Source organism: Methylacidimicrobium cyclopophantes, from assembly GCF_902143385.2.
Lineage (GTDB): Bacteria > Verrucomicrobiota > Verrucomicrobiia > Methylacidiphilales > Methylacidiphilaceae > Methylacidimicrobium > Methylacidimicrobium cyclopophantes.
This window is the reverse complement of record NZ_CABFUZ020000096.1, coordinates 1-25,272: the sequence shown is the minus strand read 5'-3', so window position 1 is coordinate 25,272 and position 25,272 is coordinate 1. Positions and strand designations below refer to the sequence as shown.

At 59.3% G+C, this 25,272-nt stretch carries 22 protein-coding genes and 2 tRNA genes; 20 read left to right on the top strand and 4 right to left on the bottom strand.

The features are described 5' to 3' along the window. The first annotated feature begins 90 nt into the window (after nucleotides 1-90). Nucleotides 91-1,821, top strand: a complete 1,731-nt coding sequence (locus FN369_RS03560; protein ID WP_142524827.1) for a M3 family oligoendopeptidase — start codon at nucleotides 91-93, stop codon at nucleotides 1,819-1,821. Nucleotides 1,822-1,926: 105 nt separating this feature from the next. Here FN369_RS03560 and hpf read toward each other — a convergent pair whose 3' ends face one another. Further along, nucleotides 1,927-2,295 carry a ribosome hibernation-promoting factor, HPF/YfiA family gene (gene hpf, locus FN369_RS03555; protein WP_246189522.1) on the bottom strand — a complete coding sequence of 123 codons (369 nt, stop codon included), beginning with the start codon at nucleotides 2,293-2,295 and terminating at the stop codon, nucleotides 1,927-1,929. Nucleotides 2,296-2,375: 80 nt separating this feature from the next. Here hpf and cimA point away from each other — a divergent pair, with 80 nt between their 5' ends. After that, a complete protein-coding gene (gene cimA, locus FN369_RS03550; RefSeq protein WP_178087656.1) occupies nucleotides 2,376-3,989 on the top strand; it encodes a citramalate synthase in 1,614 nt (537 codons plus the stop codon). On the opposite strand, the gene lgt is transcribed toward cimA, so the two are convergent. Continuing rightward, nucleotides 3,986-4,792 (bottom strand): prolipoprotein diacylglyceryl transferase, encoded by an 807-nt coding sequence (lgt, locus tag FN369_RS03545; protein ID WP_142524826.1) that lies wholly within the window; start codon nucleotides 4,790-4,792, stop codon nucleotides 3,986-3,988. The two genes, cimA and lgt, sit on opposite strands and share 4 nt — an antisense overlap. Before the next feature lie 362 nt (nucleotides 4,793-5,154). On the opposite strand from lgt, the gene thrS reads away from it, so the two are divergent. The 10 genes from thrS to FN369_RS03495 all read left to right on the top strand — a co-directional run bounded on the left by thrS (nucleotide 5,155) and on the right by FN369_RS03495 (nucleotide 14,794). Next, nucleotides 5,155-6,990, top strand: coding sequence for a threonine--tRNA ligase (gene thrS, locus FN369_RS03540; protein WP_218580003.1), 1,836 nt, complete (start codon nucleotides 5,155-5,157; stop codon nucleotides 6,988-6,990). Nucleotide 6,991: 1 nt separating this feature from the next. After that, nucleotides 6,992-7,582, top strand: coding sequence for a translation initiation factor IF-3 (infC, locus tag FN369_RS03535; RefSeq protein WP_246189521.1), 591 nt, complete (start codon nucleotides 6,992-6,994; stop codon nucleotides 7,580-7,582). A gap of 27 nt (nucleotides 7,583-7,609) precedes the next feature. Beyond that, entirely contained in the window at nucleotides 7,610-7,819 is a 210-nt protein-coding gene (gene rpmI, locus FN369_RS03530; RefSeq protein WP_142524825.1) for a 50S ribosomal protein L35, read from the top strand. 186 nt (nucleotides 7,820-8,005) lie between these two features. Next, nucleotides 8,006-8,383: a 50S ribosomal protein L20 gene (gene rplT, locus FN369_RS03525; RefSeq protein ID WP_142524824.1), complete on the top strand. Its 378-nt coding sequence runs from the start codon at nucleotides 8,006-8,008 to the stop codon at nucleotides 8,381-8,383. Continuing rightward, the gene (locus FN369_RS03520) at nucleotides 8,380-9,537 is read left to right on the top strand and encodes a 1-deoxy-D-xylulose-5-phosphate reductoisomerase (protein WP_142524823.1); all 1,158 of its coding nucleotides are present in this window, start codon (nucleotides 8,380-8,382) and stop codon (nucleotides 9,535-9,537) included. The genes rplT and FN369_RS03520 overlap by 4 nt, the downstream gene beginning before the upstream one ends. Nucleotides 9,538-9,545: 8 nt before the next feature. Next, entirely contained in the window at nucleotides 9,546-10,979 is a 1,434-nt protein-coding gene (locus tag FN369_RS03515; RefSeq protein WP_142524822.1) for a site-2 protease family protein, read from the top strand. A 2-nt stretch (nucleotides 10,980-10,981) separates the two neighbouring features. Continuing rightward, on the top strand, nucleotides 10,982-12,742 hold the full coding sequence (gene ispG, locus FN369_RS03510; RefSeq protein ID WP_142524828.1) for a (E)-4-hydroxy-3-methylbut-2-enyl-diphosphate synthase: 1,761 nt from the start codon (nucleotides 10,982-10,984) through the stop codon (nucleotides 12,740-12,742). 120 nt (nucleotides 12,743-12,862) lie between these two features. Beyond that, a complete protein-coding gene (locus FN369_RS03505; protein ID WP_142524821.1) occupies nucleotides 12,863-13,153 on the top strand; it encodes a Sec-independent protein translocase subunit TatA/TatB in 291 nt (96 codons plus the stop codon). A gap of 161 nt (nucleotides 13,154-13,314) precedes the next feature. Then, on the top strand, nucleotides 13,315-14,400 hold the full coding sequence (gene hpnH / locus FN369_RS03500; protein WP_142524820.1) for an adenosyl-hopene transferase HpnH: 1,086 nt from the start codon (nucleotides 13,315-13,317) through the stop codon (nucleotides 14,398-14,400). A gap of 31 nt (nucleotides 14,401-14,431) precedes the next feature. Continuing rightward, complete coding sequence (locus tag FN369_RS03495) at nucleotides 14,432-14,794, top strand: hypothetical protein (RefSeq protein WP_142524819.1); 363 nt, start codon at nucleotides 14,432-14,434, stop codon at nucleotides 14,792-14,794. A gap of 72 nt (nucleotides 14,795-14,866) precedes the next feature. On the opposite strand, the gene FN369_RS03490 is transcribed toward FN369_RS03495, so the two are convergent. Beyond that, complete coding sequence (locus FN369_RS03490; protein ID WP_142524818.1) at nucleotides 14,867-15,562, bottom strand: purine nucleoside phosphorylase YfiH/LACC1 family protein; 696 nt, start codon at nucleotides 15,560-15,562, stop codon at nucleotides 14,867-14,869. A 13-nt stretch (nucleotides 15,563-15,575) separates the two neighbouring features. Further along, nucleotides 15,576-15,649 (bottom strand) — tRNA-Pro (locus FN369_RS03485). 192 nt (nucleotides 15,650-15,841) lie between these two features. Between FN369_RS03485 and FN369_RS03480 the strand changes: the two genes are divergently transcribed. The 8 genes from FN369_RS03480 to FN369_RS03445 all read left to right on the top strand — a co-directional run. Continuing rightward, a tRNA-Met gene (locus FN369_RS03480) sits at nucleotides 15,842-15,913 on the top strand. Nucleotides 15,914-16,107: 194 nt separating this feature from the next. Continuing rightward, nucleotides 16,108-16,761: a cytochrome c3 family protein gene (locus tag FN369_RS03475; RefSeq protein WP_142524817.1), complete on the top strand. Its 654-nt coding sequence runs from the start codon at nucleotides 16,108-16,110 to the stop codon at nucleotides 16,759-16,761. Between the two features lie 25 nt (nucleotides 16,762-16,786). Next, a complete protein-coding gene (locus FN369_RS03470; RefSeq protein WP_246189520.1) occupies nucleotides 16,787-20,035 on the top strand; it encodes a 4Fe-4S dicluster domain-containing protein in 3,249 nt (1,082 codons plus the stop codon). Nucleotides 20,036-20,062: 27 nt separating this feature from the next. Continuing rightward, complete coding sequence (locus FN369_RS03465; RefSeq protein ID WP_142524815.1) at nucleotides 20,063-22,075, top strand: quinol:electron acceptor oxidoreductase subunit ActD; 2,013 nt, start codon at nucleotides 20,063-20,065, stop codon at nucleotides 22,073-22,075. A 13-nt stretch (nucleotides 22,076-22,088) separates the two neighbouring features. Then, a complete protein-coding gene (locus FN369_RS03460; RefSeq protein WP_142524814.1) occupies nucleotides 22,089-22,700 on the top strand; it encodes a c-type cytochrome in 612 nt (203 codons plus the stop codon). Between the two features lie 20 nt (nucleotides 22,701-22,720). Then, nucleotides 22,721-23,911 carry a hypothetical protein gene (locus FN369_RS03455; RefSeq protein ID WP_246189519.1) on the top strand — a complete coding sequence of 397 codons (1,191 nt, stop codon included), beginning with the start codon at nucleotides 22,721-22,723 and terminating at the stop codon, nucleotides 23,909-23,911. Between the two features lie 12 nt (nucleotides 23,912-23,923). Beyond that, on the top strand, nucleotides 23,924-24,334 hold the full coding sequence (locus FN369_RS03450) for a hypothetical protein (protein ID WP_142524812.1): 411 nt from the start codon (nucleotides 23,924-23,926) through the stop codon (nucleotides 24,332-24,334). Between the two features lie 19 nt (nucleotides 24,335-24,353). Then, the coding region (locus tag FN369_RS03445; RefSeq protein WP_512698701.1) for a heme-copper oxidase family protein at nucleotides 24,354-25,272 on the top strand (919 nt) is incomplete at its 3' end.

The window sequence follows — 25,272 nt, the reverse complement described above, 5'->3', positions numbered from 1 at the left end:
GGCCGGCCGCCGGCTCTGCCTCGGCTCCAAGCTTCGAAATCGATGAGGCTTGCCCTCTTCGGCCGCGGATGGCAAGGGTTATCCCACGAGATGAATGCGTTTCCCCCCTTGGCTCCCTTCGTCCCTCGAAGCTTTCTTCCCGGTGCAGCCGATCTCTGCTCCCTCTCGGAGCTGGAGAACTACTTCGGGAGGCTCGAGCAAGAGCTTCACGAGGCTCGGTCGACTGCAGCGCTGGAAGCTTGGCTCGGTCACTACGACGAGGTGCAGGCGGCAATGGACGAGGTGCGGGCCGAGCGCTACATCGCGATGACCTGCCAGACGGACGACCCGGAGCGGGAAAAAGCCTATTTGGAGATCCTGACCGTTGTCGACCCGTGGAGGAAGGCGCGGCAGATCGGAATCCTCCGCGCCTTTTGTCACCACCCCTGTGTCGAATCTCTGCCGGAGTCGTATTCCGTTCTGCGGCGCAGCGTGGAGATGCAAGTTCGTCTCTTCCGCGAGAAGAATATCGTTCGGGAGACGGAGGAGGCGCGACTTTCTCAGCAGTATCAGAAGATCGTCGGGGCGATGACCCTAAACTTCGACGGGAGGGAACAGACGCTGGCCCAGGTCGGGAAAGTGCTCGAAGAGCCGGATCGATCCCGCAGGCAGAGGGCGTGGGAGCAGATCGCACAGCGGAGGGGGCGGGACGCGGCAACCTTGGAGGAGATCTTCGATCGTCTCCTTGCCCTTCGGAGAGAGATCGCCGTCGCTGCCGGATTCCGAGATTATCGCGACTATGCCTTTGCCCGCGCCGAGCGGTTCGACTACACACCTGAGGACTGCCTCGAATTCGGTCGGGCGATCGAAGCGGTGGTCGTCCCCATTTGCCGGGAGATGGATCTCCGGCGGGAAAAGCGGCTTGGCGTCGATCGGCTTCGGCCTTGGGACTTGGCGGTCGATATAGAAGGAAAGCCGCCCCTGCACCCGTTTCGAACCGGTGCGGAATTCCTGGAGAAGACGGAAAAGACGATTGTTGCTTTGGACGAGGAATTGGGAGGACTTTTCCGGCTGTTGCGTAAGGCCGAATTGATGGACCTCGAAAACCGAAAGGGGAAAGCACCCGGAGGCTACCAGAGCACCCTTTCGGAAGCGCGACTCCCCTTCATCTTCATGAATGCAGTCGGTACCCATCGAGACCTAGAAACCCTTCTGCATGAAAGCGGTCACGCCTTCCACACCCTTCTCGCCCGAACGCAACCCCTCTATGCGTATCGTTCCGCCCCTCTCGAGTTTTGCGAAGTGGCATCGATGGCTATGGAGCTTTTGGCCGCCCCCCACTTGGGCGAATTTTACGGAGAGGAAGAGCTGCGCCGAGCCCAGCGCAACCATCTGGAGGGAATCCTTCGCTTTCTTCCCTGGATGGCTCTCGTGGATGGCTTCCAGCACTGGCTCTATACGCATCCCGGTCATTCTCGGGAGGAACGGGCGAATGCCTGGATGGAGTTGCGCCGGCGTTTCGGAGGACGGGAGGATTGGTCCGGTTATGAGGAGGTTTTGCGCTCTCTCTGGCACCGACAGCTTCACATTTTCGAATATCCTTTTTATTACATAGAGTATGGGATCGCCCAATTGGGTGCCTTAGGACTCTGGAAGCGCTCCCGAAGCGACCCCCGCGGAGCCCTGGAGGCGTATCGGCGTGCGCTCACCTTGGGCGGGTCAAAGCCTCTCCCGGAGCTTTTTGCGGCAGCCGAGCTTCCGTTTTCGTTCGGCCGACAGAACCTGGAAAGCTTAGTGACGGCGGTCCGGGAGGCCCTTCAGGAGCTCGAAGAGGCGCCCTAAGCGGCTCCGCCTATTCGATGCCGACGTCCCCGAGCATCCCCGGCGAAAATAGACGAACCACGAAAACGGTCCCGACTCCCCGCGGAGGCCCTCGCGGAAGCGTTTCTATTCCGGTGGAGGACCGGAGTGGACCTCGCCCTTTGCTTCCCGCGATTCATGCCGGCGTTTTTCGGTCAGTTCGGTTTTCCGGCGCCGGAGCTGGCCTTCCAGGCGATCCGTGATCAGGTCGATGGCCTGGTAGAGATCGTGCCCGTGATCCTCGGCGTGAAGGTCCGGCCCGGGAAGCGAGAGATGGACTTTCACGACGAAGGCCTGCTTGTTCAGCGAAGCCTTCGGCGGGTCATGTTGGACGGTAACATGAGCGGCGACGATTCGATCTTCGTAACGCTTCAGCTTTTGTAATTTTTTTTCGATGTAGGAGTATAGAGGCGCAGTCAGCTTAATTCCTTGCGGATTCCATTGGATCTGCATCATTGTGGAGTTTCTTCCCTGGCTTTCGCTTTGTCCAGGGGTTTTCTACGAGAAAGAGAGGAACGATTTCGAGCCGGGGAAATATGCAACACGGTTCCGATGAGGCCGTTACCATCTACGACACGACGCTCCGGGATGGAGCGCAAGCGGAGAACGTCCACTTTTCGCTGCCGGACAAGTTGCGAATCGTTCGAAAATTGGACGAGTTAGGGATCGCGTACATTGAGGGCGGATGGCCGGGAAGCAATCCAAAGGATCTCGCGTTCTTCCGCGAGGTTTCGACCGTCCCGCTTCGAGCAAGCCGCATCGTGGCATTCGGCAGCACGCGGAAGGCGGGCGTAGCGGTCGACCAGGATCCGCAGATTCGCATGCTTCTGGATGCGGGCACAAAGGCCGTGGCGGTCTTCGGCAAGACTTGGCTTCTCCACGTCCGAAAAGTGCTTCGCGTCACTCCAGAGGAAAACTTGGAGATGATTCGAGAGACGATCGCCTTTCTCAAGTCGTGCGGGAAAGAGGTCGTCTACGATGCCGAGCATGCCTTTGACGGATATCAGGAGGACCCTGCCTATGCTTTGGAGTGCTTGGAGGCGGCTTCCGAGGCGGGCGCGGATTGGGTGGTCCTCTGTGACACGAACGGGGGATCGCTGCCGGAAAAGATCACGGAATTGACGGCGCTTGCCGCACGAAAGATCTCGTCGCGCATCGGGATCCATACGCATAACGACGGCGAGCTTGCGGTGGCCAATGCGTTGGCTGCGGTCCAAGCGGGGGCGACCCAGGTCCAAGGCACGATCAACGGTTACGGAGAACGTACGGGCAACTGCAACCTGATTTCAGCGATCGCCAATTTGGAGATCAAGATGGGGAAGCGGGTTCTTCCTCCCGGAGCCCTTTCCCGTCTCCAAGAGCTCTCCTATTTCGTAGATGAGACCGCCAACCTCGCCCCGAACCCGAGGGCGCCCTTCGTCGGCCGCTGCGCTTTCGCGCACAAGGGTGGCACCCACGTCAACGCAATCGGGAAACTCTTTCGCAGCTATGAGCACATCGAGCCGGAAATCGTAGGCAATCGCCGCCGAATCCTCGTGGGGGAACTTTCCGGCCGAAGCAACATCGTGCTCAAGGCAAAAGAATTGGGCCTGACGCTCCGCGAGGACGATGCGCGCACCCGGGAAGCCCTCCAGCAGGTCAAGGAGATGGAGGGGAAGGGCTATGAATTCGAAGCGGCGGATGCATCGTTCGAGCTGCTTCTTCGAAAACGCTTATTGCCCTATCCCCCGTTTTTTCAATTGGTCGAGTACCATGTCTCGATCCGGCGCTTCCCCGCCAAGGAGTACGAAGTTTCCGAGGCGACGGTCAAGCTCTCGGTCAAGGGAGAGACGGTCTATACGGTCGCAGAAGGAGACGGCCCGATCCATGCCTTGGACCAGGCTCTGCGCGGCGGCCTCGAGCGGTTTTATCCCGATCTCGCTCGGGTCAGCTTGCGGGATTACAAGGTGCGGATCTTGGGGCCGATGGCCGGTACGGGAGCGGTGACGCGAGTCTTGGTGGAATCGTCGGACGGGTCGATAAGTTGGACGACCGTCGGCGTCTCGACCAACATCGTGGAAGCTTCTTGGGAAGCTCTTGTCGACAGCATCGAATATTGGTTGCTTCGTCTTGAGCGGCTGGCCGGCGCCCCGTTGCCGAAGGCTGGCTAGAGATAGCCCCGATTCCGCAGCCACCAGAGGAAGCCGGAAAAAGCCAACGTGGCTGCCGAGAGGAGTTGCCCTTGCGTGAGAAAGCCGAAGTAGAAACCAATTTGGACGTCGGGCTCGCGAAAGCACTCTGCGAAGATCCGAACCAAGCTATAACCGGCGAGGAAGGAGAGAGCGACCGTGCCTTCTCGCGAGCCGCGAGCACGCAGCCAGGCCACCATACCGAAGAGAAGCAACCCCTCGAGTGCAGCCTCGTAGAGTTGCGACGGGTGACGCGGCACTGCGGATCCTCGGACCAGCGGGGCCTCGGGAAAGATCACGGCCCAGGGAACCGTGGAGGGGCGGCCCCAAAGTTCGCCGTTGATGAAATTGGCGATTCGGCCCAGCCCAAGCCCGACAGGGGTACACCAGACGACCGCATCGGCGAGATGAAAAAAAGGAAGGTTCCATCGGCGAGCGCTCAAAAAGAGGACGACCAGCACGCCCGCGATCCCTCCATGGCTCGACATTCCTCCCCGCCAAAGCGCAAAGAGGTCAAGCGGATGGCGGAGAATATGGGGCAGATCGTAGAGCAGGCAATATCCAAGTCTCCCCCCCGCGATGACTCCTCCAAGAGCGAGCCAGAAGACCAAGTCGTCGATCTGTCGGCGCGATAGGCGCAGCCAGCCTTTCCTCTGCTGGTAATGGAGACCCCACCAGAGGAAGAGGAAGCCGAGAAGATAGGCGAGTCCATAATAGCGGATCCCCCAGCCGCCCGGGAAGCGGACCAGGTAGGGACTGAGGTTGTCGACGTAGTAGGCGAGCATCGGCGATGGTGGCCGAGGCTACGCCGGAGCGGATTCTTCGGCAAGGCGGCTGCGATACCGTATGGAACGGGAGAAAGAAGGAGGGAAGGGCGTAATTCCTTGATAGAAGAGCTTTGCTATCCCTTGAGAGGATCCTCCGGTGGAGAGCCTCCTTCTCCAATCGTGCGAAAACCGGCTGCGTCGGAGACTCTCTCTTGCGGCTTGCAAATCCGAGGCCGTTTGCTTTGTTGGACGGGAGACTTAGCTTCTCGCAAGATCACTTTTTGCGGGGTCGGAGGAATCCCGCATGCTCGTCGATCGTTCTCGATCGGCGGATCGAGGCATCTTCTTGCGAGGATCGAAGGAAGGAAGAAGGAAGAACCGTGACCGAGCTCGAAACCTTACGCCATTCCGCGGCGCACATTCTCGCAACCGCTCTATTGGAGCTCTGGCCGGAGGCGCAGTTGGCCGCCGGACCACCCGTGGAGAACGGATTTTATTACGATGTCTCTCTCTCCCATAGGATTTCTCCGGAAGATTTTCCGAAGATCGAAGAGAAGATGCGTGAGATCGTTCGTGCCGGGCAGCCGTTTGTCTGCGTCCCCACGAGCCGGGAGGAGGCGGAGAAGCTGGCGCTCCGGGGGCGGCTCGGCGCTCTCAGCGAACGTCCGGTGCCGAGCGAGTTCAAACTCGATATCTTGCGCGGGATTCCGGAAGGAGAACCGATCACTCTCTATCAAAATGGGGAGTTCCTCGATCTTTGCGCCGGACCCCATGTAAAGAGTACTGCGCTCGTGCGCGCGGTTCGGCTTACGCATGTTGCCAGCGCTTATTACCGAGGCGACGAAAAGAATCCGCAACTTCAAAGGATTTATGGAACGGCTTTCCCTTCCGAACGGGAGCTCGCGGAGCATCTGGCGCGACTCGAAGAGGCGAAGAAACGGGATCATCGGAAGCTCGGTCGGGAGCTGGAGCTTTTCTATTTCGATGAGGCGGTGGGAGCGGGGCTTCCTCTCTGGCTTCCTCGAGGAGCGGTGATTCGGCAAGAGCTTCAGGCTTTCTTGGGAGAGCTTTTGGCCAAACAGGGATACGAGACCGTCTTTACGCCCCATATTGGAGAATTGGGGCTCTATCGGACTTCCGGTCATTTCCCTTACTACCGCGAGTCGCAATATCCTCCGATTCCCGAGCCTGCGGTGTGGGAGAGCCTCGTGCACGAGGGATGTCGGTGCGGGGATTATGCCAATCGACTGGAGAGCGGTGTCGTAGGCGGATATCTCCTGAAGCCGATGAACTGTCCCATGCATGCGCGGATCTTTGCCAGCCGCCCGCGCTCCTATCGCGAGCTACCAGTCCGGCTTGCCGAGTTCGGGACGGTCTACCGCTGGGAGAAATCGGGAGAACTGGGAGGCATGACTCGCTTGCGCGGCTTTACGCAGGACGATGCGCATATCTTCTGCTCCGAAAGCCAAGTGGAGGCGGAGGTCGCGGGCTGCCTGGAGCTGGTTCGGACCGTTCTTGCCACGCTGGATTTGCGGGACTGCCGGATCCGATTGGGGCTGAGAGGACCGGATTCCGGGAAGTATATTGGAGAACCCGCCTTGTGGGAAAAGGCGGAAGCGGCCCTTTGCTCGGCCATTCGCCAAGCGGGTTTGGAGTTTACGCGGGAGGCGGGCGAAGCGGCGTTTTACGGGCCGAAAATTGATTTCCTGGTCCGGGATTGCCTGGGGCGCGAATGGCAGTTGGGCACCGTCCAATTGGATTACAATTTGCCGATCCGTTTTGGTTTGGCTTTCGTCGGCGCGGACAATCGAGAGCATCGGCCGGTCATGATCCACCGCGCTCCTTTCGGCTCTCTCGAGCGTTTTCTGGCGATTTTGATCGAGCATTTCGGAGGGGACTTTCCAGTTTGGCTTGCCCCCGAGCAGGTCCGCATCTTGCCGATCAGCGACCAGCAGCTCGACTATGCGCGGGAAGTTGCCGCCGCGCTTCGGAAGCGTCGGTTGCGGGTCAGCGTCGATGAAAAACATGAGACGCTGAACGCGAAAATTCGGATTGCCGAAAGTCAAAAGATCCCGTATATGGCCATTGTTGGAAAGAACGAGCAATCTTCAAAGAATCTCTCGGTGCGGAGCCGTAGGCGAGGGAACCTCGGAGTGATGGCCCTGACGGTATTTGCGGACCAGTTGGTCGACGAGGTGATAAGGCGGTCTCTGTAGCGTGCGTCCCCCTTTTCGGACTTTCCAGCGACAGCCTCGAGTGCGGATCAATCAGTTTATCCGTGCACCGGAGGTTTTTGTAATCGACCCCGATGGAAAGCCTCTCGGGGTAATGTCGGCGGGCGAGGCACAGGCGGCTGCTCGAGCCCGGATGCTCGATCTTGTTGAGGTGGCGCCCAACGCAAAGCCCCCCGTCTGCAAGATCTTGGACTACGGTAAATACAAGTATGAGCAGGCAAAAAAGGAGAAAGACTCGAAGAAAGGGAGCGTAGGGACTTCGAAGCTGAAGGAGCTACAACTCCATCTAAATATCGACGCGCACGACTATCAGATCAAGTTGAAGCAGGCGGAGGGGTTTCTGCTGAAGGGCATGAAGGTGCGCTTCAATCTCCTCCTTCGCGGTCGCGAAAATATCCACAAAGAACTTGCCGTCGACTTGATGCGGCGGGTGCGCGAGGATCTCGGCCATGTGGCGACCGCGGATCAGGAGATCAAGCCTATCGGTCGAAGTATTGTCTTGATGCTTCTGCCGCTCCCCGCGCAAAAGAGGACGCATAAATACACGAAGGAAGGGGAAGCGGAGACAGATTGACCCCTCGGAAGGAACGAAGGAGAGCGTATGCCGAAACCGATTTCTCGCAGAAAGACCAAGAAAGCCGTTGTCAAGCGGTTCAAGGTGACAGCTCGTGGAAAGGTGCTCGCTCCGCGTGCGGGGAGGAGACACCTGGCGTCTAGCAAGAATCGAAAGAGGATGCGGCGACTTGGGAAGGCGAAGGTCGTGCGCCGCGAGGATGTCTGCCACGTGCTGGAAAGCCTCCCATTTCTCTAGATCGGATCAGCCGGCAGGTATAACCCATTCCGTCTCGACGGCTCGTGCCGCTCCCTTTCCGTTTTGACTTTCCGGGAATGAGAGGGCAACATTCCTCGATTCTCCGGAGCGAGCTTCCTCTAGGTTTCGAGCCGGGCGCGCAGGAGAAGGGGCGCGGAGAGGACGGACGGAAGAAAGGATAGGATTATGGCGAGAGCAACGAACGGGCCAGCTTCGCGAGAGCGGCGCAGGCGTGTTGTCGATCAGGCGAGCGGCTACCGCGGGCGGCGGAGCAAGCTCTATCGCTATGCAAAGGATGCGATTTTCAAAGCCAAGTATTGGTCGTATCGCGATCGGAAGACACGCAAGAGAGAATTTCGCAATCTCTGGATCGCCAGGATCAATGCGGCGACCCGGTCGGAAGGGTTGACCTACAGTCGCTTTTGGGAAGGGTTGACGAAAGCGGGGATCGCTCTCGATCGAAAGGTGCTTGCTGATCTCGCCGTTCGGTCGCCGGCGCAGTTTTCCCGAATCGTATCGATCGCTAAGGAAAAGGTTTGTCTGCCCGCCACGCCGGCGGCATGAAAAAGCGCGTCCTCATCCTCGGATCGACCGGATCGATTGGTCGAAGTGCTCTCACGGTCGTCCGGAAGCTCCCCGAACGCATAGAAGTGGTCGGATTGGCCGCCGGGAAGCAGCTCGAGGAGTTGCGGGCGCAAGCCGAGGAATTCCGGCCGAACGCGGTAGGGCTCTACCGTCCTCCATCCGGTGAGGGGTGGCGTCGGGGGTTTCCGGGGAACGCCAAGCTCTATCAAGGTGCGCTTGGGCTCTCCGAAATGGTAGCCGAGACGGAAGCCGACTTGGTGCTCGTTGCCATCGTGGGGACCGCAGGCTTAGGTCCCTCTCTTGCCGCGATCCGGACCGGAAAGAGCCTCGCTTTGGCCAGCAAGGAAGTCCTTGTCATGGCGGGAGAGATCGTCATGGCCGAGGCACGGGCGCGGAAGATTCCGATTTTGCCGGTCGACAGCGAGCACAACGCGGTCTTTCAATGCTTGGCCGGCGCTCCTGTCCATCAAGTGCGCAGGATCGTGCTTACCGCTTCGGGAGGACCCTTCCGCACCTGGGATGCGCACCGGATGGAGTCGGCCACCGTCGAAGACGCATTGGATCATCCGACGTGGAAGATGGGAAAAAAGATCACCATCGATTCGGCGACCTTGTTCAATAAGGCGCTGGAGATGATCGAGGCGCATTGGCTCTTCTCCCTGCCTCTCTCGGCGATCGACGTCGTCGTCCACCCGCAGAGCATTGTCCACTCCCTGGTCGAATTCGTAGATGGCTCGCAACTCGCCCAATTGAGCCACTCCGACATGTGCCTGCCGATTCAGTATGCCTTTACCTACCCGGAACGCTTTCCGAGTCCGGTCCGGTTTTTGAATCTTGCGACCGTGGGTCGCCTCTCCTTCGAAGAACCGGATCATGAGCGTTTTCCGGCACTCCGATTGGCCCGTCGGGCGGGGGAATCAGGTGGGACCGCGCCCTGCGTCCTCAACGCGGCAAACGAGGTCGCGGTGGCTGCATTTCTGCAGAGGCAGATTCCTTTCCCTGCGATTTGGCGGTGCGTAGAGGCCGCACTCGATGCACACGAGCCCATTGCGGCAAAGGACTTGGAGGTCTTGCAACGAGTGGACGAAGAGGCCCGCGTCGCCGCGGTTGAGTGGATCCGCAAGAGAGGCTAAGCTGAAGCATGCTGGCGTTCAGCGAGATCGCTCGTTTCGCGGGAACCCTTTTCGAGGTTCTCTTCCTCTTCAACGTCTTGATCGTTGTCCACGAGTGGGGCCATTTCCTGGCGGCTCGGTGGCGCGGCCTGCGTGTGGAGCGGTTTCAGATCTGGTTTGGTGCCGCTCTTTGGGAGAAGGAGATCGGCGGAGTGACGTACGCGGTGGGCTGGATCCCGGCGGGTGGTTTCGTGGCGCTGCCGCAGATGGCTGGCGCCGAAATGCTCGAGGGCAAGCGGGAATCGGATTCCGAATCCCTACCTCCAGTGAAGCCCTGGGACAAGATCCTGGTGGCGTTGGCGGGTCCCGTCGCCAATCTCGTGCTGGCCGCTCTCTTTTCCCTGATCGTCTGGGTGGTCGGCCGCCCGGTGAGCCAGAGCGAGGCGACGACGACGATCGGCTACGTCTTTCCCGATTCTCCGGCGGAGAAGGCGGGCCTGCAGGCCGGGGATCGGATCCTTCTCGTAGACGGCCATCCGGTTCGTCGTTTTCAAGGCATGGACAACACCGCTATCACCTGGAACATCGTTCGAAGCGAGGGGAGCGAGATACCGATCACCGTAGAGCGAGACGGGAAGGTCCTCTCCGTCCTCGTGACCCCCGTCCGGGAAGAGCGAGGACTCCTGCAGAGAAAAGGCTTGCGACAGATCTTGATTCTGCCGGAAGAGACGCCGACGATCGCACGGGTCTTTCCGAAAAGTCCAGCGGCGCAAGCGGGCTTGCTGCCGGGCGATCAGATCTTGTCCGTCGATGGTCACCGGCTGCGCTCCCCGATCGCCCTCAACGATTACATGCTGAAGCATCCGGGCAAGCCCCTCTCCTTGGAGGTGAGCCGCGCGGGGCATACTTGGTCGGTTGCGATCGTTCCGGAGGTGCCGGTAGGGGAAACCGTGCCGCGAATCGGACTCCAGTGGGATTTAGCGGGAACGATGAGCATCGCTCATCCGAATCCCGTGGAGCAGATCCTCGTCAGCGTCCGAGCGATGACCAGCACGGTGGCGGCGATGCTCTCCCCCCGCTCGGATATCAAACCGCAGCATCTTTCGGGCCCGGTGGGCATCATGCGCTTGTATTACCTGCTTTTTCAGAGTCCTTACGGTTGGCGCTTGGCCCTCTGGTTTAGCGTGCTTTTCAATGTCAACGTGGCCCTTCTCAACCTCCTGCCCATTCCCGTCCTGGACGGGGGACATATCCTTCTTTCTCTCGCGGAATGGGTTCGCGGCCGGCCGCTGAGCCTCCGAGTGATGGAGGCGCTTCAAGTGATCTTTGCGACTCTGATCGTGGGTTTTATCCTCTATGTGACCTTTTTCGATGTTCAGGACTTGCCTTGGAAGGGCGGGAAAGGACCGGAGATGCAATTCCCGGCAAAAACCCATTCTCCACCGTCCCCGGAAACTCGATGACCATGACGCGCATTGCTTCTTCCTACGTTCCCAATGTCTCTCGGTATACCCGGCGCAGTTCGCGGGAAGTGCCGGTCGGATCGATTGTAATCGGAGGAGAAAGACCCGTCGTAATCCAATCGATGTTGACTTCCGACACAATGGATACCGAGGCATGCGTGCGGGAGACTCTTGAGTTGGCGGAGGCCGGATGCGAGCTTGTTCGCATTACCGCTCCCACGGTCAAGGACGCTGCCAATCTCCGGGCGATTCGAGAGGCACTCTATCGGCGGGGAAGCCGCGTACCCCTTGTGGCGGATATCCATTTCAAACCCGAGGCGGCTATGGAGGCCGCGCAATGGGTGGATAAGATTCGCATCAATCCTGGCAACTATGCGGACCGGAAGAAATTCGTCGTCCGGAGTTATACCGATAACGAATATGCATCCGCCGTCGAGCAACTCGAGATCGCTTTCCTTCCGCTCGTGGAACTTTGTGCGCGCCGAGGAATCGCCATGCGGATCGGCACCAATCATGGCAGCCTCTCCGACCGCATTCTGAATCGGTATGGGGACACCCCCAGAGGCATGGTGGAGAGTGCCCTGGAGTATGCGCGGATCTGCCGGAAGGCGGGCTTCCATCGGATCGTCTTTTCGATGAAGGCCTCCAATCCGCGCATCATGATCGCGGCCTACCGGCGCTTGGTCGCAACTCTCCAAGAATTGGGGCCGGATTGGAACTACCCGGTTCACCTCGGCGTGACCGAGGCGGGGGACGGGGAAGATGGAAGGGTGAAGAGCGCCGTAGGAATCGGCGCTCTTTTAGCGGATGGCATCGGCGATACGATTCGCGTTTCGTTGACGGAGGACAGCGTGCGGGAAATCCCCGTCGCGCAAGCATTGCGATCTCTCATTGCGCAATTCTCCGAGGCTCCGCGACCCGATGGGGAAATCCCCACACCTTTCGACCCGTTCGCCTTTCAGCGCAGGGCGTCGGAGCGGTGGGACCGGAATCGAACAATCGGCGGAGGGGAGCCGGTTCGCGTCGCCGTACTCCAAGAGCACTTTTCCACATTGGAAGATGCCGCCCGCGGTACGGAAATTCTCCCCGAATTCGCCTATCGATCGGGAATCGCCGAGGAGATCGATCCGGAAGATCCCACGGCGCTGGCCGCTCTGCACACAGGACCTCCTCGCCTGGTGACCGTGCGGGATGGATGTCCGTATCCCCCGCTTTACGCTTTCCGGATGCTTGCCGCCCGGATCCCGGTCCATCACCCGATCCTGCTCAAGGACACCTTCTTTCCGGGAGAGCAGAGCGATCCGCTCCGGTCGCAACTCAATAGCGCCCTCCAATTCGGAGGGCTCCTTTGCGACGGTATTGGAGACGCGGTTTTGCTTCGGGGAGAAGCCGATCCTAGGAAAGGACTGCAGCTTGCCTACAATATTTTGCAAGCTACTGGCAATCGGAACTTCAAAGCCGACTTCGTCGCCTGTCCCTCCTGCGGGAGAACTCTTTTCAATCTCCAAGAGACCACGGCTCGCATTCGCGCGGCGACCGGGCACCTCAAAGGGGTGAAGATCGCCGTGATGGGTTGCATCGTCAACGGCCCCGGAGAAATGGCGGATGCAGATTTCGGCTACGTCGGCGGTGCTCCTGGGAAGGTCAATCTCTATGTCGGCAAGAAGGCGGTCCGTTTCAATATCCCGCAGGAGCAAGCCGTCGATTCCTTGATTGCACTGATTGCCGAGGAGGGAAAGTGGGTCGATCCGCCGGTGGCTTGATCCCCGCTCGCGTTTCGTGGGCGCTTCGGATTTTGCGGAAGTGCTCTGCCGACTCTCCTTCAGTGGAGATTGCGGACGGATGAGAGTTTGCAAAAAGCCGAGGAAGGCGTAGAGTCGGGTATGCTCTGGTTGGCCTTTGGCTTACCCTCCGGCTCGGAGTGGTTCTGGATCTTTGTCGTCGTATTCCTGCTTTTTGGTGCCAAGAAGCTTCCGGAGCTGGCTCGAGGAGTTGGCAAAGCTTTGGGCGAGTTTCACAAGGCTCGTGAGGAATTCGAGCGGGAGATGCACGATTCCCTACGGGAGCCGCAGGCCGGTTCTCCCACCTCGTCAATCCAAGCATCTTCGACTTCCTCGCCGGCTCCTCTCCCTTCCAACGGGGCGCTTCCGCGCGAGGAAAACAAATCCTCGTAAGCGGGAAAGGGGGATCGAACGATTCCTAGAGGAGACTCATCTTCCCATTTCGCAAAAATATCGTTCGATCGCTTTTCGGCATGGCGTCCCGACATTCCGGTGCAAGCGGAATTGTTTTCCGGGATTGACGGACGGGCTTCTCGTCGTATTCTGGAAAACTTATGGTTCCGCTCTCGCAGATTTGGACGGTTTCTTCCTATATCCTCAAACAAAGGCTCACAGGTCGGAAGAGATATCCGCTCGTCCTGATGCTGGAGCCGCTTTTCCGATGCAACCTCGCCTGCGCGGGTTGCGGAAAGGTTCAATATCCCGACCATATTCTCAATCGTCGACTTACCCCGGAACAGTGTTGGGCTGCGGTAGAGGAATGCGGCGTCCCCATTGTGAGCATTCCCGGGGGTGAACCCTTGATTCACAAGGAAATCGAACGCATCGTCGAAGGGCTCATCGAGAGAAAGAAGTATATCTATCTCTGCACCAACGCCCTTCTTCTAAAGAAGAAACTCGATCTCTTTCGGCCATCGAAGTATCTCACCTTCAGTGTCCATCTGGATGGCCTTCAGGAGGATCACGACGAATCGGTTTGCCGAGATGGGGTCTATGAGACTGCGGTAGCCGCGATCCGCGAAGCCGTCCGCCGCGGCTTTCGGGTAACGGTCAACGCGACCTTTTTCGACGGGGCGGATCCGGAGCGGATTCGCCGCTTCTTTGACGAAGCGATGAAGTTGGGTATCGAAGGAATCATGTTCTCTCCTGGTTACAGCTACGAAAAGGCTCCTGATCAAGAGCATTTCCTGAAAAGGGAGAAGACGAGGGCACTTTTCCGGGAGGTCTTTCGCGATCGGAAGAAGAGCTGGAAATTCAATCTCTCCCCGCTCTTCCTCGAATTTCTCCAAGGAAAGATCGAGTACGACTGCACCCCTTGGGGGAATCCCACGTATAACATCTTCGGCTGGCAGCGACCTTGCTATCTTCTCCAAGAGGGGTACGCAAAGAGTTTCCAAGAGCTCATGCAGACGACCCGCTGGGAGCGGTACGGTTGGCGGAGCGGGAACCCACACTGTGCCGATTGCATGGTCCATTCCGGGTATGAGCCTAGCGCGGTAAACGACACCTTCGGTTCCTTCGCCGGTCTGGTTCGCACGATTCGTGCAAGCCTGGGCAACGGGCGATCCTCCCGTTCTACAGAAAGCGAGCGACCCGAACGGCGTCATCCGGGCCAAAAGCAGGAAACGGTTACGGTTTGAGGAGAGGAAACGGATCGAAGAAGCCGTCACCATGGAAGAACATCCGGTCCTTGCTCGAGATTCGTGCGCGACCGCGACGAATCTCGCCGATCAGATTGAAAAAGCGTTCCGTTATCGGGGAGACGTCACCCTACGCCTACGCGGAGGCCGCCATCTGACGGGGTTTGTCTACAATCGTTTCGGCGAGGGAGCAGATGCCTTCGTAGAAGTCATGCTTTCAGAGGGAGCCGGCTCCGTGAGCATCTCCGCGCGGGAGATCGAAGAAATCGTTTTCAGCGGGCCCGATGCTGCGGATGGGAAATCCTACGAGGCATGGAAGGCCAAAAAGAACAAGGAGCGAAAACAAGAAGCGGAGAAGATCGCTTCCGAAATGCGGCGGCAGGGGTTCCTTTAGGCCGATCACCCCTGGCCGAACGCCACTTCCCGCCCATCGCTTCGATTCTTGGGATCCGACGCTTCGAGGAGGTTAGGGTTTCGGGGGAAGCATGGCAACCGCCCACATTCGCCCGGTTTTCCCCTTTTCGGCGCGATAGGAAAAATAGCGGTCCAGGTGGCATGCCGTGCATATGCCACAGTCGAAGAGAGAACGAACCCCGAGTGCAAGAGCTTGTTCTCGAATTTGCTCCGCAAAATCGACCTCGTAATGCGGGGGGCGGATGCAAGGACTGATTTGCACGATCAAGCGTTCGGCGGGCGAGCCCCACCGTCTCCGGAATCCTTCGATGGCCCGTTCAACGATTCGCGCACCGCTCCCGCGCCTTCCGGAATGGACGAGACCGATGGCGGGAATCTCGGGATCGAAAAGATAGACGGCCGCGCAGTCGGCAACCCGAATTTTCAGAGTGACGCTGCGACACGCGGTAAGAAGACCGTCCACCCCGGGATAGAAGCGAAGCTTTGGATTGTCGACGAAGGCGATCGCATTGCCATGGGGCTGTTCGGCTTCGACGATCGAGTCCGAGTCAATGCCCAAGGCGCGCACGGGAGGCGGATGCTCGGCGCTCGCCCGTAAGGAGAAGCCGTGGGGAAGATTTGCTTCCCTCAGGGCGGGAAAGAATTCCCAGGCCGCGCGGTCGACCTCATCCTCGTCCGGATTCGCTCGAACCCCGACGGGGGCCTGTCCGGAAAAGATCTTCATCCCGGCGGCGGTAATCGATGCCATGAGGAAAGCCTCCTCGGGCTGCAGGGATTTGAACCCTGGACCTCTTGGTCCCGAACCAAGCGCGCTACCAGACTGCGCCACAGCCCGCAGAACCACCCAGAACCAAAGGGGATTGTAGAGGGATTCTTGCAAACGCAAAGTTCTTTCTCCCGCGATTCCGCCGTCTGGAATTTGTGTTGACCTTCCGATTGCTCCGAAAAGAATAGCCCTAGTTCACCGGTTCGGAGTCTTCCGCTTGGGAAGGAAGGGCATCGACATCGGCGAGAGCGACAGGATGCGGGCAGGGTAGCTCAGCGGCAGAGCAGGGGTTTCATAAGCCCTTGGTCGAGAGTTCGATTCTCTCCCCTGCCAAGTAGGCGGCGTAGAGAGTCGTCGCTGCGGGGAGATCCGTGTCGTTTGGGCCAAAAGGCTTGTTCCGAGCCCGGCGTCTATGATAGCCGAGGGTCTGTCGGGGGGAGTTTCCTGGCGGAACTCTTCCGACGACGGAGGGGGTCTAGTGGGCGAGCCGACTTCTCGAAGAACGGTAGGCCCATGAGGTAGGACGAATGGCGAATCTCTTCGGGAAAGCCGCAAATCAGCTTCCGCCGAAGATCGTCGTCGGGATTCTAATAATCGGTGCTTTGACGGTAGCAGGGATCGCCTACTATTTCACCCCGAAGTATACCCGGGTCGGCTACATGCCGAAACAGCCGATCCCTTTTGATCATTCCCTGCATGTGACCGGTCTCGGGCTCGATTGCCGGTTTTGTCATAGCTTCGTGGAGAAGAGCGGTTTTTCCAACATACCGACGACTCAGACCTGCATGTCTTGTCACCGGATGGTCAAGGCCGACAGCCCGAAGCTGGCGGCCTTGCGCGAGAGCTGGGAAACAGGGGAGCCCGTTCGATGGGTACGGGTCTACCAGTTGCCGGACTATGTTTACTTCGACCACTCCGCCCATGTGAACCGAGGGGTGAGCTGTTTTAGTTGCCATGGGGAGGTGAACTTGATGCGGACGGTTTACCACAAGACTCCCCTCAGCATGAGCTGGTGCCTGGATTGCCATCGGAATCCGGAATACTTTCTTCGCCCGCAAGAGAAGGTGTTCGATCTGGGTTGGCAAGCTCCGACCGGGCGACAGCAGATCGAGATGGGCAAGCAACTGATTGAGCAAGGAAAAATCAATCCGTCGGACAACTGCTCCGCTTGCCACCGGTAGGTCGTGGGAAGGTGAGGATCTATTGATGAACGAGAGGACCAGGCGGGAAGCGGGAGAGGAGGATGTCTTCTCCTCCGTGGGCAGGGCGTCTCATTTGCATGCGGAGGAGCCGCCGCCGGATTTTTCCTGGGAGTCGATCAACCGGAGGACCTTTCTGCGAATTATGGGGGCCTCTTTCGCTCTCGGCGGCATGGGACTGGCGGGCTGCCGACGTCCCGAAGGCCATTTGGTGCCATACACGGCTAGTCCCGAGTGGGTCGTGCCCGGAAAGCCGTTGATTTATGCGACGACGGTTCCCGCCGCTTACGGAGGGGTACCTCTCTTTGTGACGACCTACGAGGGGAGGCCCACGCATCTGCAGGCCAATCGCCTCTTCTCCGGGGCGGGATTGACTCCCCAGCTCCAAGCTTCGATCTTGGATCTCTACGATCCGGACCGGGCGGCGGGCTACCAGCAGAATGCCTATCCCACCACTCGCGAGCGATTCGTGGAACTCTTCGAGAGAGATCTCACTGCCTGGCGCGAACGCAAAGGAGCGGGAGTTGCCATCGTCGTCGAGCCGACCGTTTCGCCGACTCTTGCCGGCTTACGGAAGGAGTTCCGGAAACAATTCCCCGAGGCGCTGCTTTGCACCTACCGCCCCGTTGGGAATGGGGAGAGGTCGGAGGCGACCAAGCAGCTCTTCGGCAGTCGACTTACCCTTCTGCCGCGTTGGGCAGAGGCGGATGTGATCCTTTCGGTCGGGTGCGACTTTGCTTCGGGAGACGAGGAAGGACCATGGGCCGTGCATGGAATCGCAACACGCCGCCGCCTAAGAAGTCCCGGCGAAGAGATGAGCCGGATTTACGTCGTCGAAGAGCGGCTGACTTCCACTGGGGCGATCGCGGATCATCGATTGGCCTTGAAGGCGGGCGATCAGACGGCCTTTCTTGCTCTGATTGCTCGGGAGCTGGTGGCGGCGGGGCTTGCTCGATTGCAGCCGTTCGGCCAGGCTGCGGGAGAGTCCTGGGGAGAACCGGTTCGCAAGTGGGCGAGAGCAGCGGCGCAGGACCTAATGCGCGCCAAGCGTCCCCTGGTGGTCGTTGGCCGAGAATATCCGATGGTCGCTGCCCTGCTCGCCTTGGCCATGAATGCAGCGTTCGAAAAACGCTCCGCCCTGGATCTGATACCCGCGTTGGAGGACGAAGCGGAGCCCCTTGAGTCGGTAGGAGAAGAGATCCGGAAGGAAAATGTCCGGACGCTTTTGATCCTCGGAGCAAATCCCGTCTACACCGCGCCTGTGGATCTCGATTGGATCCGGCTCCAGAGGAGCGTGCCGGAGGTGATTCATTTGGGCCTTTTGGCGGATGAGACGGCATTGGCGAGCCATTGGCATGCGCCGATGGCCCATTACTTGGAGAGTTGGGGGGATGCGCTCGCTCCCGACGGAACCTACTTGAGCGCGCAGCCAGTGATTTTGCCTCTTTTCGGTTCCCTCTCGGAGCTCGACGTCTTTGCCGCCTTGTGCGGCGACCCGGGCGCCTTGGCCGCGCCGGAAGAGGCGAGTCCGATGCAGCTTTCCCAGCCGCCGCTTGCCGGCGCCCCTCCCATGGTGCCCCTCCCGCCGGCGGAAAAGCGGGTGCAAGAGAGTTTTTTCAAAATTTGCGGCATCGGAGAAAAGGATCGGCCGGAGGCGTGGCGGCGGTGTCTGCACGACGGATTTTGGCCTGGAAGCGGACCGGCTCCGCTTTCCCCGGAGGTAAATTGGGATCTGGCCGAGCGGGTGATCGTCAAAGAGCTCGTGCAGCGGTCTGCGGCCGACCGGATCGACCTCTCCTTTTATTCCTGCCCGAAGATCGGAGACGGACGTTACGCCAACAACGGGTGGTTGCAGGAGCTGCCCGATTTCATCACGAAGCTCACTTGGGACAACGCGGTTCTTCTCGGTCCGGAGACGGCGCGCAAGCTGGGGATCGCTCCGGGAGGAGGAGATTCGCGCAGAGCGGAGATTGTGGTGCTGGAAGCGGAGGGGCGCCGGTTGGAGGCCGCAGCGCTCGTGGTACCCGGTCATGCGGAAAACTCTCTTTCGCTTGCGCTCGGCTATGGACGCTCTTTCGGCGGGCGAGTTGCGCAAGGCCACGGGTTCAATGCCTACTTGCTCCGATCGCGGGACACATTGCGCTACTCCCCGGGAGTTCGGATCTCTCAAACAGGGAAGAGCTATCCGATCGCGCAATCGCAACTCCACGGCGATCCGGGCGACCGAGGTTTGGTGCGTGAGGCTTCCCTCGCGCACTTCCGAGCGGTGCCCGACTTCGCCAAAAAGGAAGACGAAGAAGCGCGGTCGGTCCCGGAAGTTTCCATCTATCCGAATCCCTACGGTGCCAAGGAACCTGGACCGGCATACACCGATGGGGTGAGTAAAGGTGCCAATCAGTGGGGGATGGTCATCGACCTGGGGAGCTGTGTCGGATGCAATGCGTGCGTCGTCGCTTGTCAGAGCGAGAACAACGTCCCGATCGTCGGCAAAGGGCAGGTGATTCGGGGCCGGATCATGCAGTGGATTCGGATCGACCGCTATTACGTGGATGCGCCGAAGGAGTTGCGTGTGGTTCCCGAGCCCATGCTCTGTCAGCAGTGCGAGAACGCTCCCTGTGAAGCCGTCTGTCCGGTGAACGCTACCGTCCACAACGATGAGGGACTCAACGTAATGGCTTACAACCGCTGCATCGGCACACGGGCATGCGCGGCGAACTGCCCTTACAAGGTACGTCGCTTCAATTTTTTCGATTACAACAAGCGCGATGTCCTCAAGACGAAAAGGATCGGTCCTTGGTCGGTGGGGAATCTCTATCTGGGGCCGTTTGGCGATCTTGGGAGTCCGTTGACAATCCAGATGCAGCGGAATCCGAACGTGACCGTCCGCATGCGCGGAGTCATGGAGAAATGCACCTTTTGCGTGCAGCGGATTGAAGAGGCGAAAATTACCTCCCTCGTCCGAGCCCGAGACGGCGCTCCTCAACCCATCCCGAGAGACAGCGTCCGTACGGCTTGCCAAGAGGCTTGTCCTGCCGGAGCAATCGTCTTCGGAGATCTGGCCGATCCGGAGAGCCAAGTCTCCCGCTGGAAGGCGGACTCCCGGGCCTACCGAGTGTTGGAATACTTAAACGTTCGACCGCGGGTGACGTATTTGGCCCGAATTCGCAATCCGAATCCCGCCATTTCGGGGGAGGAAGATCGTCCAAGGCCGGCAGAGCCCGCCGAAGGGCAGCGCGGGGGTGCCCATGCGGGCTAAGCGAGGGCGGGATGCGAAGGAATTAGCATGGCGGCGGTAAAAGAAACGGTTGGAAGAGAGGGGAGCGGACGAGCGGCTTTGGCGCGTCCCGCGCTCGTGTTGAACGAGCGAGAAGCTTCCTGGGTGAACGACGCCGTCTGCTCGGTCGTGGAGCAGCCGGCGCCGTTTTGGTGGTGGCTTGCCGTAATCGCCTTTGGCCTTTTGGCGGGGGCGGTTCCCCTGGTGGTCGTCTACTTCATCAGTACGGGTTTGGGCGTTTGGGGATTACAGAGCCCGGTCTTTTGGGGTATCGCGATCCTCAATTTCGTCTTTTGGATCGAGATCGGGCATGCGGGCACGTTGATCTCGGCGATCTTGCTCTTTACGCGACAACGATGGCGCAACTCGGTGAATCGTGCAGCCGAGGCGATGACGATCTTTGCGGTTCTCTGCGCGGCGGTCTTCCCGCTCTTCCATATCGGTCGGCAATGGATGTTTTGGTACATGGTGCCTGTTCCCGAATCGTACGCCGTTTGGCAGAACTTTCGCGGGCCGCTGCTGTGGGACGAATTTGCCGTAGGGACCTATTTCACCGTCTCCTGCCTTTTTTGGTATTTCGGCCTCCTACCCGACATCGCCTCTCTTCGGGATCGGACAACCAAGCTCTGGAAGAAGCGGCTTTACCATGTGCTCTGCTGGGGTTGGACCGGCTCCGTTCGCGTCTGGCACCACTACGAGGCGGGATATCTTTGCATCGCCGGCGTGGTCAGCGTGTTGGTGATCTCCGTGGCTTCGGTAGTCTCTACCGACTTCGCGACGACCTTGGTGCCCGGATGGCACACGACGATCTTTCCGCCGGATTTCATTACGGGAGCCATCTTCAGCGGCTTTGCGATGATCGTCACGCTCCTGGTCCCATTGCGTGCCGCCTATCCCCGTCTCAAGGATATGATTACGCCCAAGCATCTCGACAACATGGCGAAGGTGCTCTTGGCGACGGGATCGCTCGTGGGTTACTCCTATCTCATCGAGCTCTTCATGGCTTGGTATGGGGCCAATCCCTTCGAGCGATACACCTTCTTGAATCGGATCACGGGGCCGGATCGGTTCACCTATTTCGCGATGTTCGGCTTCAACGTAATCCTGCCCCAGATCTTCTGGTTTCGACGGTGCCGATCCCATCCATGGATCCTCTGGACCGCCTCGGTCCTGATCAACGTGGGCATGTGGTTTGAACGCTACTCCATCATTGTCGTCAGCCTCGAACGGGACTTTCTGCCTTCCTCTTGGCGGCACTACCTTCCTACCTGGGTGGATTGGGGCCTTTTCTTCGGCAGCGTCGGTCTCTTTTTCTTCCTCTTTCTGCTTTTCCTGCGCGTATTGCCAGCCTTGTCGATCGCGGAGATCAAGACGCTGCTGGGGAAGCCGGAACGGAAGCGGCATTTGGAAACGGCGACGAAGGAATCCGCTCCGAATCCCGGAGAGCAGATCTACGGCTTAGGTGCCGAGTTTTCCTCCGAAGAGGAGCTGCGACAAGCGAGCGAGGAGACCCGAAAGAAAGGATACGTCTGGTGGGATGCCTATGCCCCCTATCCGATTCACGGGATGGAGCGCGCGATGCAGCTTTCGAAATCTCGGGTCTCCTTTTTCGTCCTGATGGGAGGTCTGCTCGGCCTCGTAACCGGGATCGCCATGGTAACCGCCACTTCGATCCCGAGGCCGCAATTCCTCGAGAGTTTCACGACGGGCCAGCTCCAGGGCCTCTTTTACGCCACCGTCGTCCAGGGGAAGCCCTATTTCAGTCTGCCAGCATTCGTCCCGGTCCTGCTCGAGCTTACGATCCTCTTCGCGGCCTTCACCGCTTTCCTGGCGGTGGTTCTCCTATCGCGACTCCCGCGCCCTTACCATCCGGTCTGGAATTGGGGAGAGCTGGCCCGTCGTGCGACCAATGACGGATTTTTCCTCGTCATCGAAGCCAGGGACCCGCTTTTCTCCCCAACCGAAAGCCGGCAATTCCTGGAAAGCCTAGGAGGAAGACAAATTACGATGATTTCCCGCTAGGATACCCGAGATCATGCGCACCTTCCTTTTGCTCGTCTCCTGCCTTGTTTTTGCGATCGTAAGCGTGACCGGCTTGCGTGGGACCAAAACGATGCGCAGTCCCATCGAAATTTTCCCCGACATGGTCCGGCAAGCAAAAGTGAAGGAGCAGGCTCCCAGCTATTTCTTTTCAGATCAGCGGGCAAGCCGCTATCCCGTACCCGGCACGGTGCCGACGACCGATCCGGTAGATCTCCCCTATCTGAATACGGGAACGATCGGGGACTATTGGGGCGACGGGATCCCCATCCCGGTGACGGGCGAAACCTTAAAGACAGGACGAGAGCGGTTCGAAATCTTTTGCAGCGCTTGTCATGGTTCGACCGGATCGGGAAACGGGATAGCGACGCAATATGGCCTTGTCGGTGTGCCGAATTATCATTCCGAGCACACTCGGCAGATGCCCGACGGCCAGATTTTCTTCGTCATCACTCACGGACAGGGACTGATGCTCGGGTACGGGGCCAATTTGAGTCCTGAGGAGCGCTGGGCCGTCGTCGCCTATATCCGGGCTTTGCAACTCAGTCAAAATGCCGCTCTGTCGGACGTTCCGATTGCCGAGCGGCAGAGACTGGAGGGAAAGTAGCCATGGACCATGTAGAATCCGTGTCCCGAGTGTCTGCGGCGGTTCCTCTTCCGGCGGCGAAGTGGAAAATCCTGGGGAGATGGCTTCAAGGGATAGGTCTTTTCCTGCTGGCCGCCTCGTCGCTGGGCATCCGGTGGCATCCGAAGGAATTCATCCATAGTTGGCTTTTTTCCTTCTTCTTCTTCTTCAGCCTTTGCGCCGGAGCGCTTTTCTGGGTGCTGCTTCATTATGTGACCAATGCGGGGTGGGGAGTCGTCGTACGCAGGCAGGCGGAAAACGTCGCCAGCCTCTTCCCATGGGTCGCTCTGCTCTTCCTGCCGATTCTTTGGGACGCATTTTCGGGTCATCAACTCTACGAATGGACCAATCCAGCCCTTGCTCACGATCCGGCTCTTCGAGCGAAATCCGCCTATCTCAACCTCCCGTTTTTCGCGATCCGCGCACTTTTCTTTTTCGCCTTTTGGATCGTAGCGGCGCGCTTTCTTTGGAACGGCTCCCGACTGCAAGACAGCGACGGCGACCCATGGCGTACGGTCCGCCTGCAAAAATTCTCCTACGGACTTCTCGTGGTTTATGGAGCGTGCATGACCTTTGCCGCGATCGATTGGTTGATGGCCTTAGACTTCCGTTGGGGCTCGACCCTTTGGGGCGGATACGTCTTCGTAGGGGCTGCCGGGGCGAGTCTTGCGCTTTGGATTCTTCTCATCCTTTGGCTGCGCGCAATGGGTTATCTCCCCGAGGCGAACGAGGAGCATCTTCATCTCATGGGCAAGCTGCTCTTCGCCTTCACGGCGCTTTGGGGCTACTTCGCCTTCAGCCAGTACATGCTCATCTGGTATGGCAACATTCCCGAGGAGACCTATTTTTTTATCCGGCGGAACTTTGGGAGTTGGAACTGGTTTGCGATCGGGCTGGTCGTCGGCCGCTTCTTCGTTCCGTTTCTCCTCCTTCTTCCTCAGGCGACCAAGCGCAATCCAAAGACCCTAGGGCTGGCGGCTGGCTGGGTGCTTTTCATGCAGGCGGCCGAACTCTATTGGCTGATCTTACCGGGAGTCTTCGTAAATGCGGTAGCCGTGGGGTTGCTGGAGATTCTTATTTGGGCGGGAATGGGGTGTCTCTTGGCGGGTGCATTCCTGCTGCGCCTTGTTTCCTGCGAGCTCTATCCAAGGCGCGATCCTCGTTTGCGAGAATCGCTCGAAGTGATCAGCTAGGAGAAAAGAGGCATGGCGACCGAGCACGCTTGCGACGAAACGAAAGAGGAAAGAGGCCGAAAGGGAGCGGGAACGACTGGCTCCCTGAGCCTACGGGCCTTCTGGTCGGCTGCATTCTTGCTCGCCTTGCCGGTGATCGGAGTTTCCGTCGTCACTCGGAACCTTACCCGCGCAGAGACCCAGGAGGCAAATCAGGCGTTGGCGCAGCGAGTGGCCCTGCTGCAATCCGTACGCGACGCGGATCGGCAAACGCTGGGCAGTTACCGATGGATCGATCGCAGCAAGGGGATCGTAGCCCTCCCCATCGAACGGGCTATGGAGTTGGAAGAGGAGAGGTTGAAAGCGAAGCCGGTGGCTCCCTCGTCGGCGCTTCTTCCCGGCGCTCTGTTGCGGCAGGCGCCTTCGCCGACATCGAAACCGTGAACGCGAAGGGATAGCAATCATGGCAAGGAGTCCGGAATCCGAGGAAGCGGCGGCAAAGACGTTGCCCGACGAGGTCGCCTACCCATTGCGGTCCCCTCTTTTATGGCTCGTCGGTCCTGCGGTCGTCTGGCTTTGGGTGGCGACGATCTTGGCCCTGCTCGGCAGCCTGAAGCTCGTCGATCCTCGGTTCCTAGGGGGCTGGGGCTGGCTCGCTTTCGGACGAATCAGCCCGGCGGCCTTCCTCAGTTTCGTCTACGGATTCGGCATTCCGATGGGGCTGAGCGCCGCTCTCTGGTCCGTTACGCAGGGCGGGCGGCTTTCCCTACCGGGAGGCCGACGGTGGTTCGTCGCCTCCTCCTTTCTTTGGAATCTGGGATTGTGGATTGGAATCACCGGGGTGTTGGCGGGAGAAAGCCGCTCTCTCTCTTGGCTCGGATTACCGACCTTCTCTTTGCCTTCCCTGGGATTGGCTTACGTCTTGTCGGCGGGTTGGTTGGTAGCGGCCATGGTGCGTCGATGGGAGGAAATATCGATTGCCGCACGGTTTTTCCTTCTTGGGCTTGTTTGGATTCCGTGGGCCGGGGGTGCGGCGGCTCTCCTGCTCCATGACCCGGCCGTCCGAGGGGTTGCGATCGGCTCGCTCGAGTGGTGGTTCAACGACGGGCTTCTTTACGCCGGTCTCGGGGCGTTCGCAATCGGCATCGTCTATCTTCTTTCCCCTCTCTGTCTGGGCCGTTCGGCCGCCTTTCCGGGCTTGGGCCGACGGGCCTTCTGGATATGGGCGGTTTTCGCAAATCTCAGCGGGACGGCCCATCTGGTGGGCGGCCCGTTTCCACTCTGGATGATCTCGTTAGGCGTCTCTTCGCGTTTCTTGCTCTGGGTAGCGGCGGTGGCGATTGGGATAGGGTTTTGGGAGGCGGCCCGCCGTCGGCCCGCGG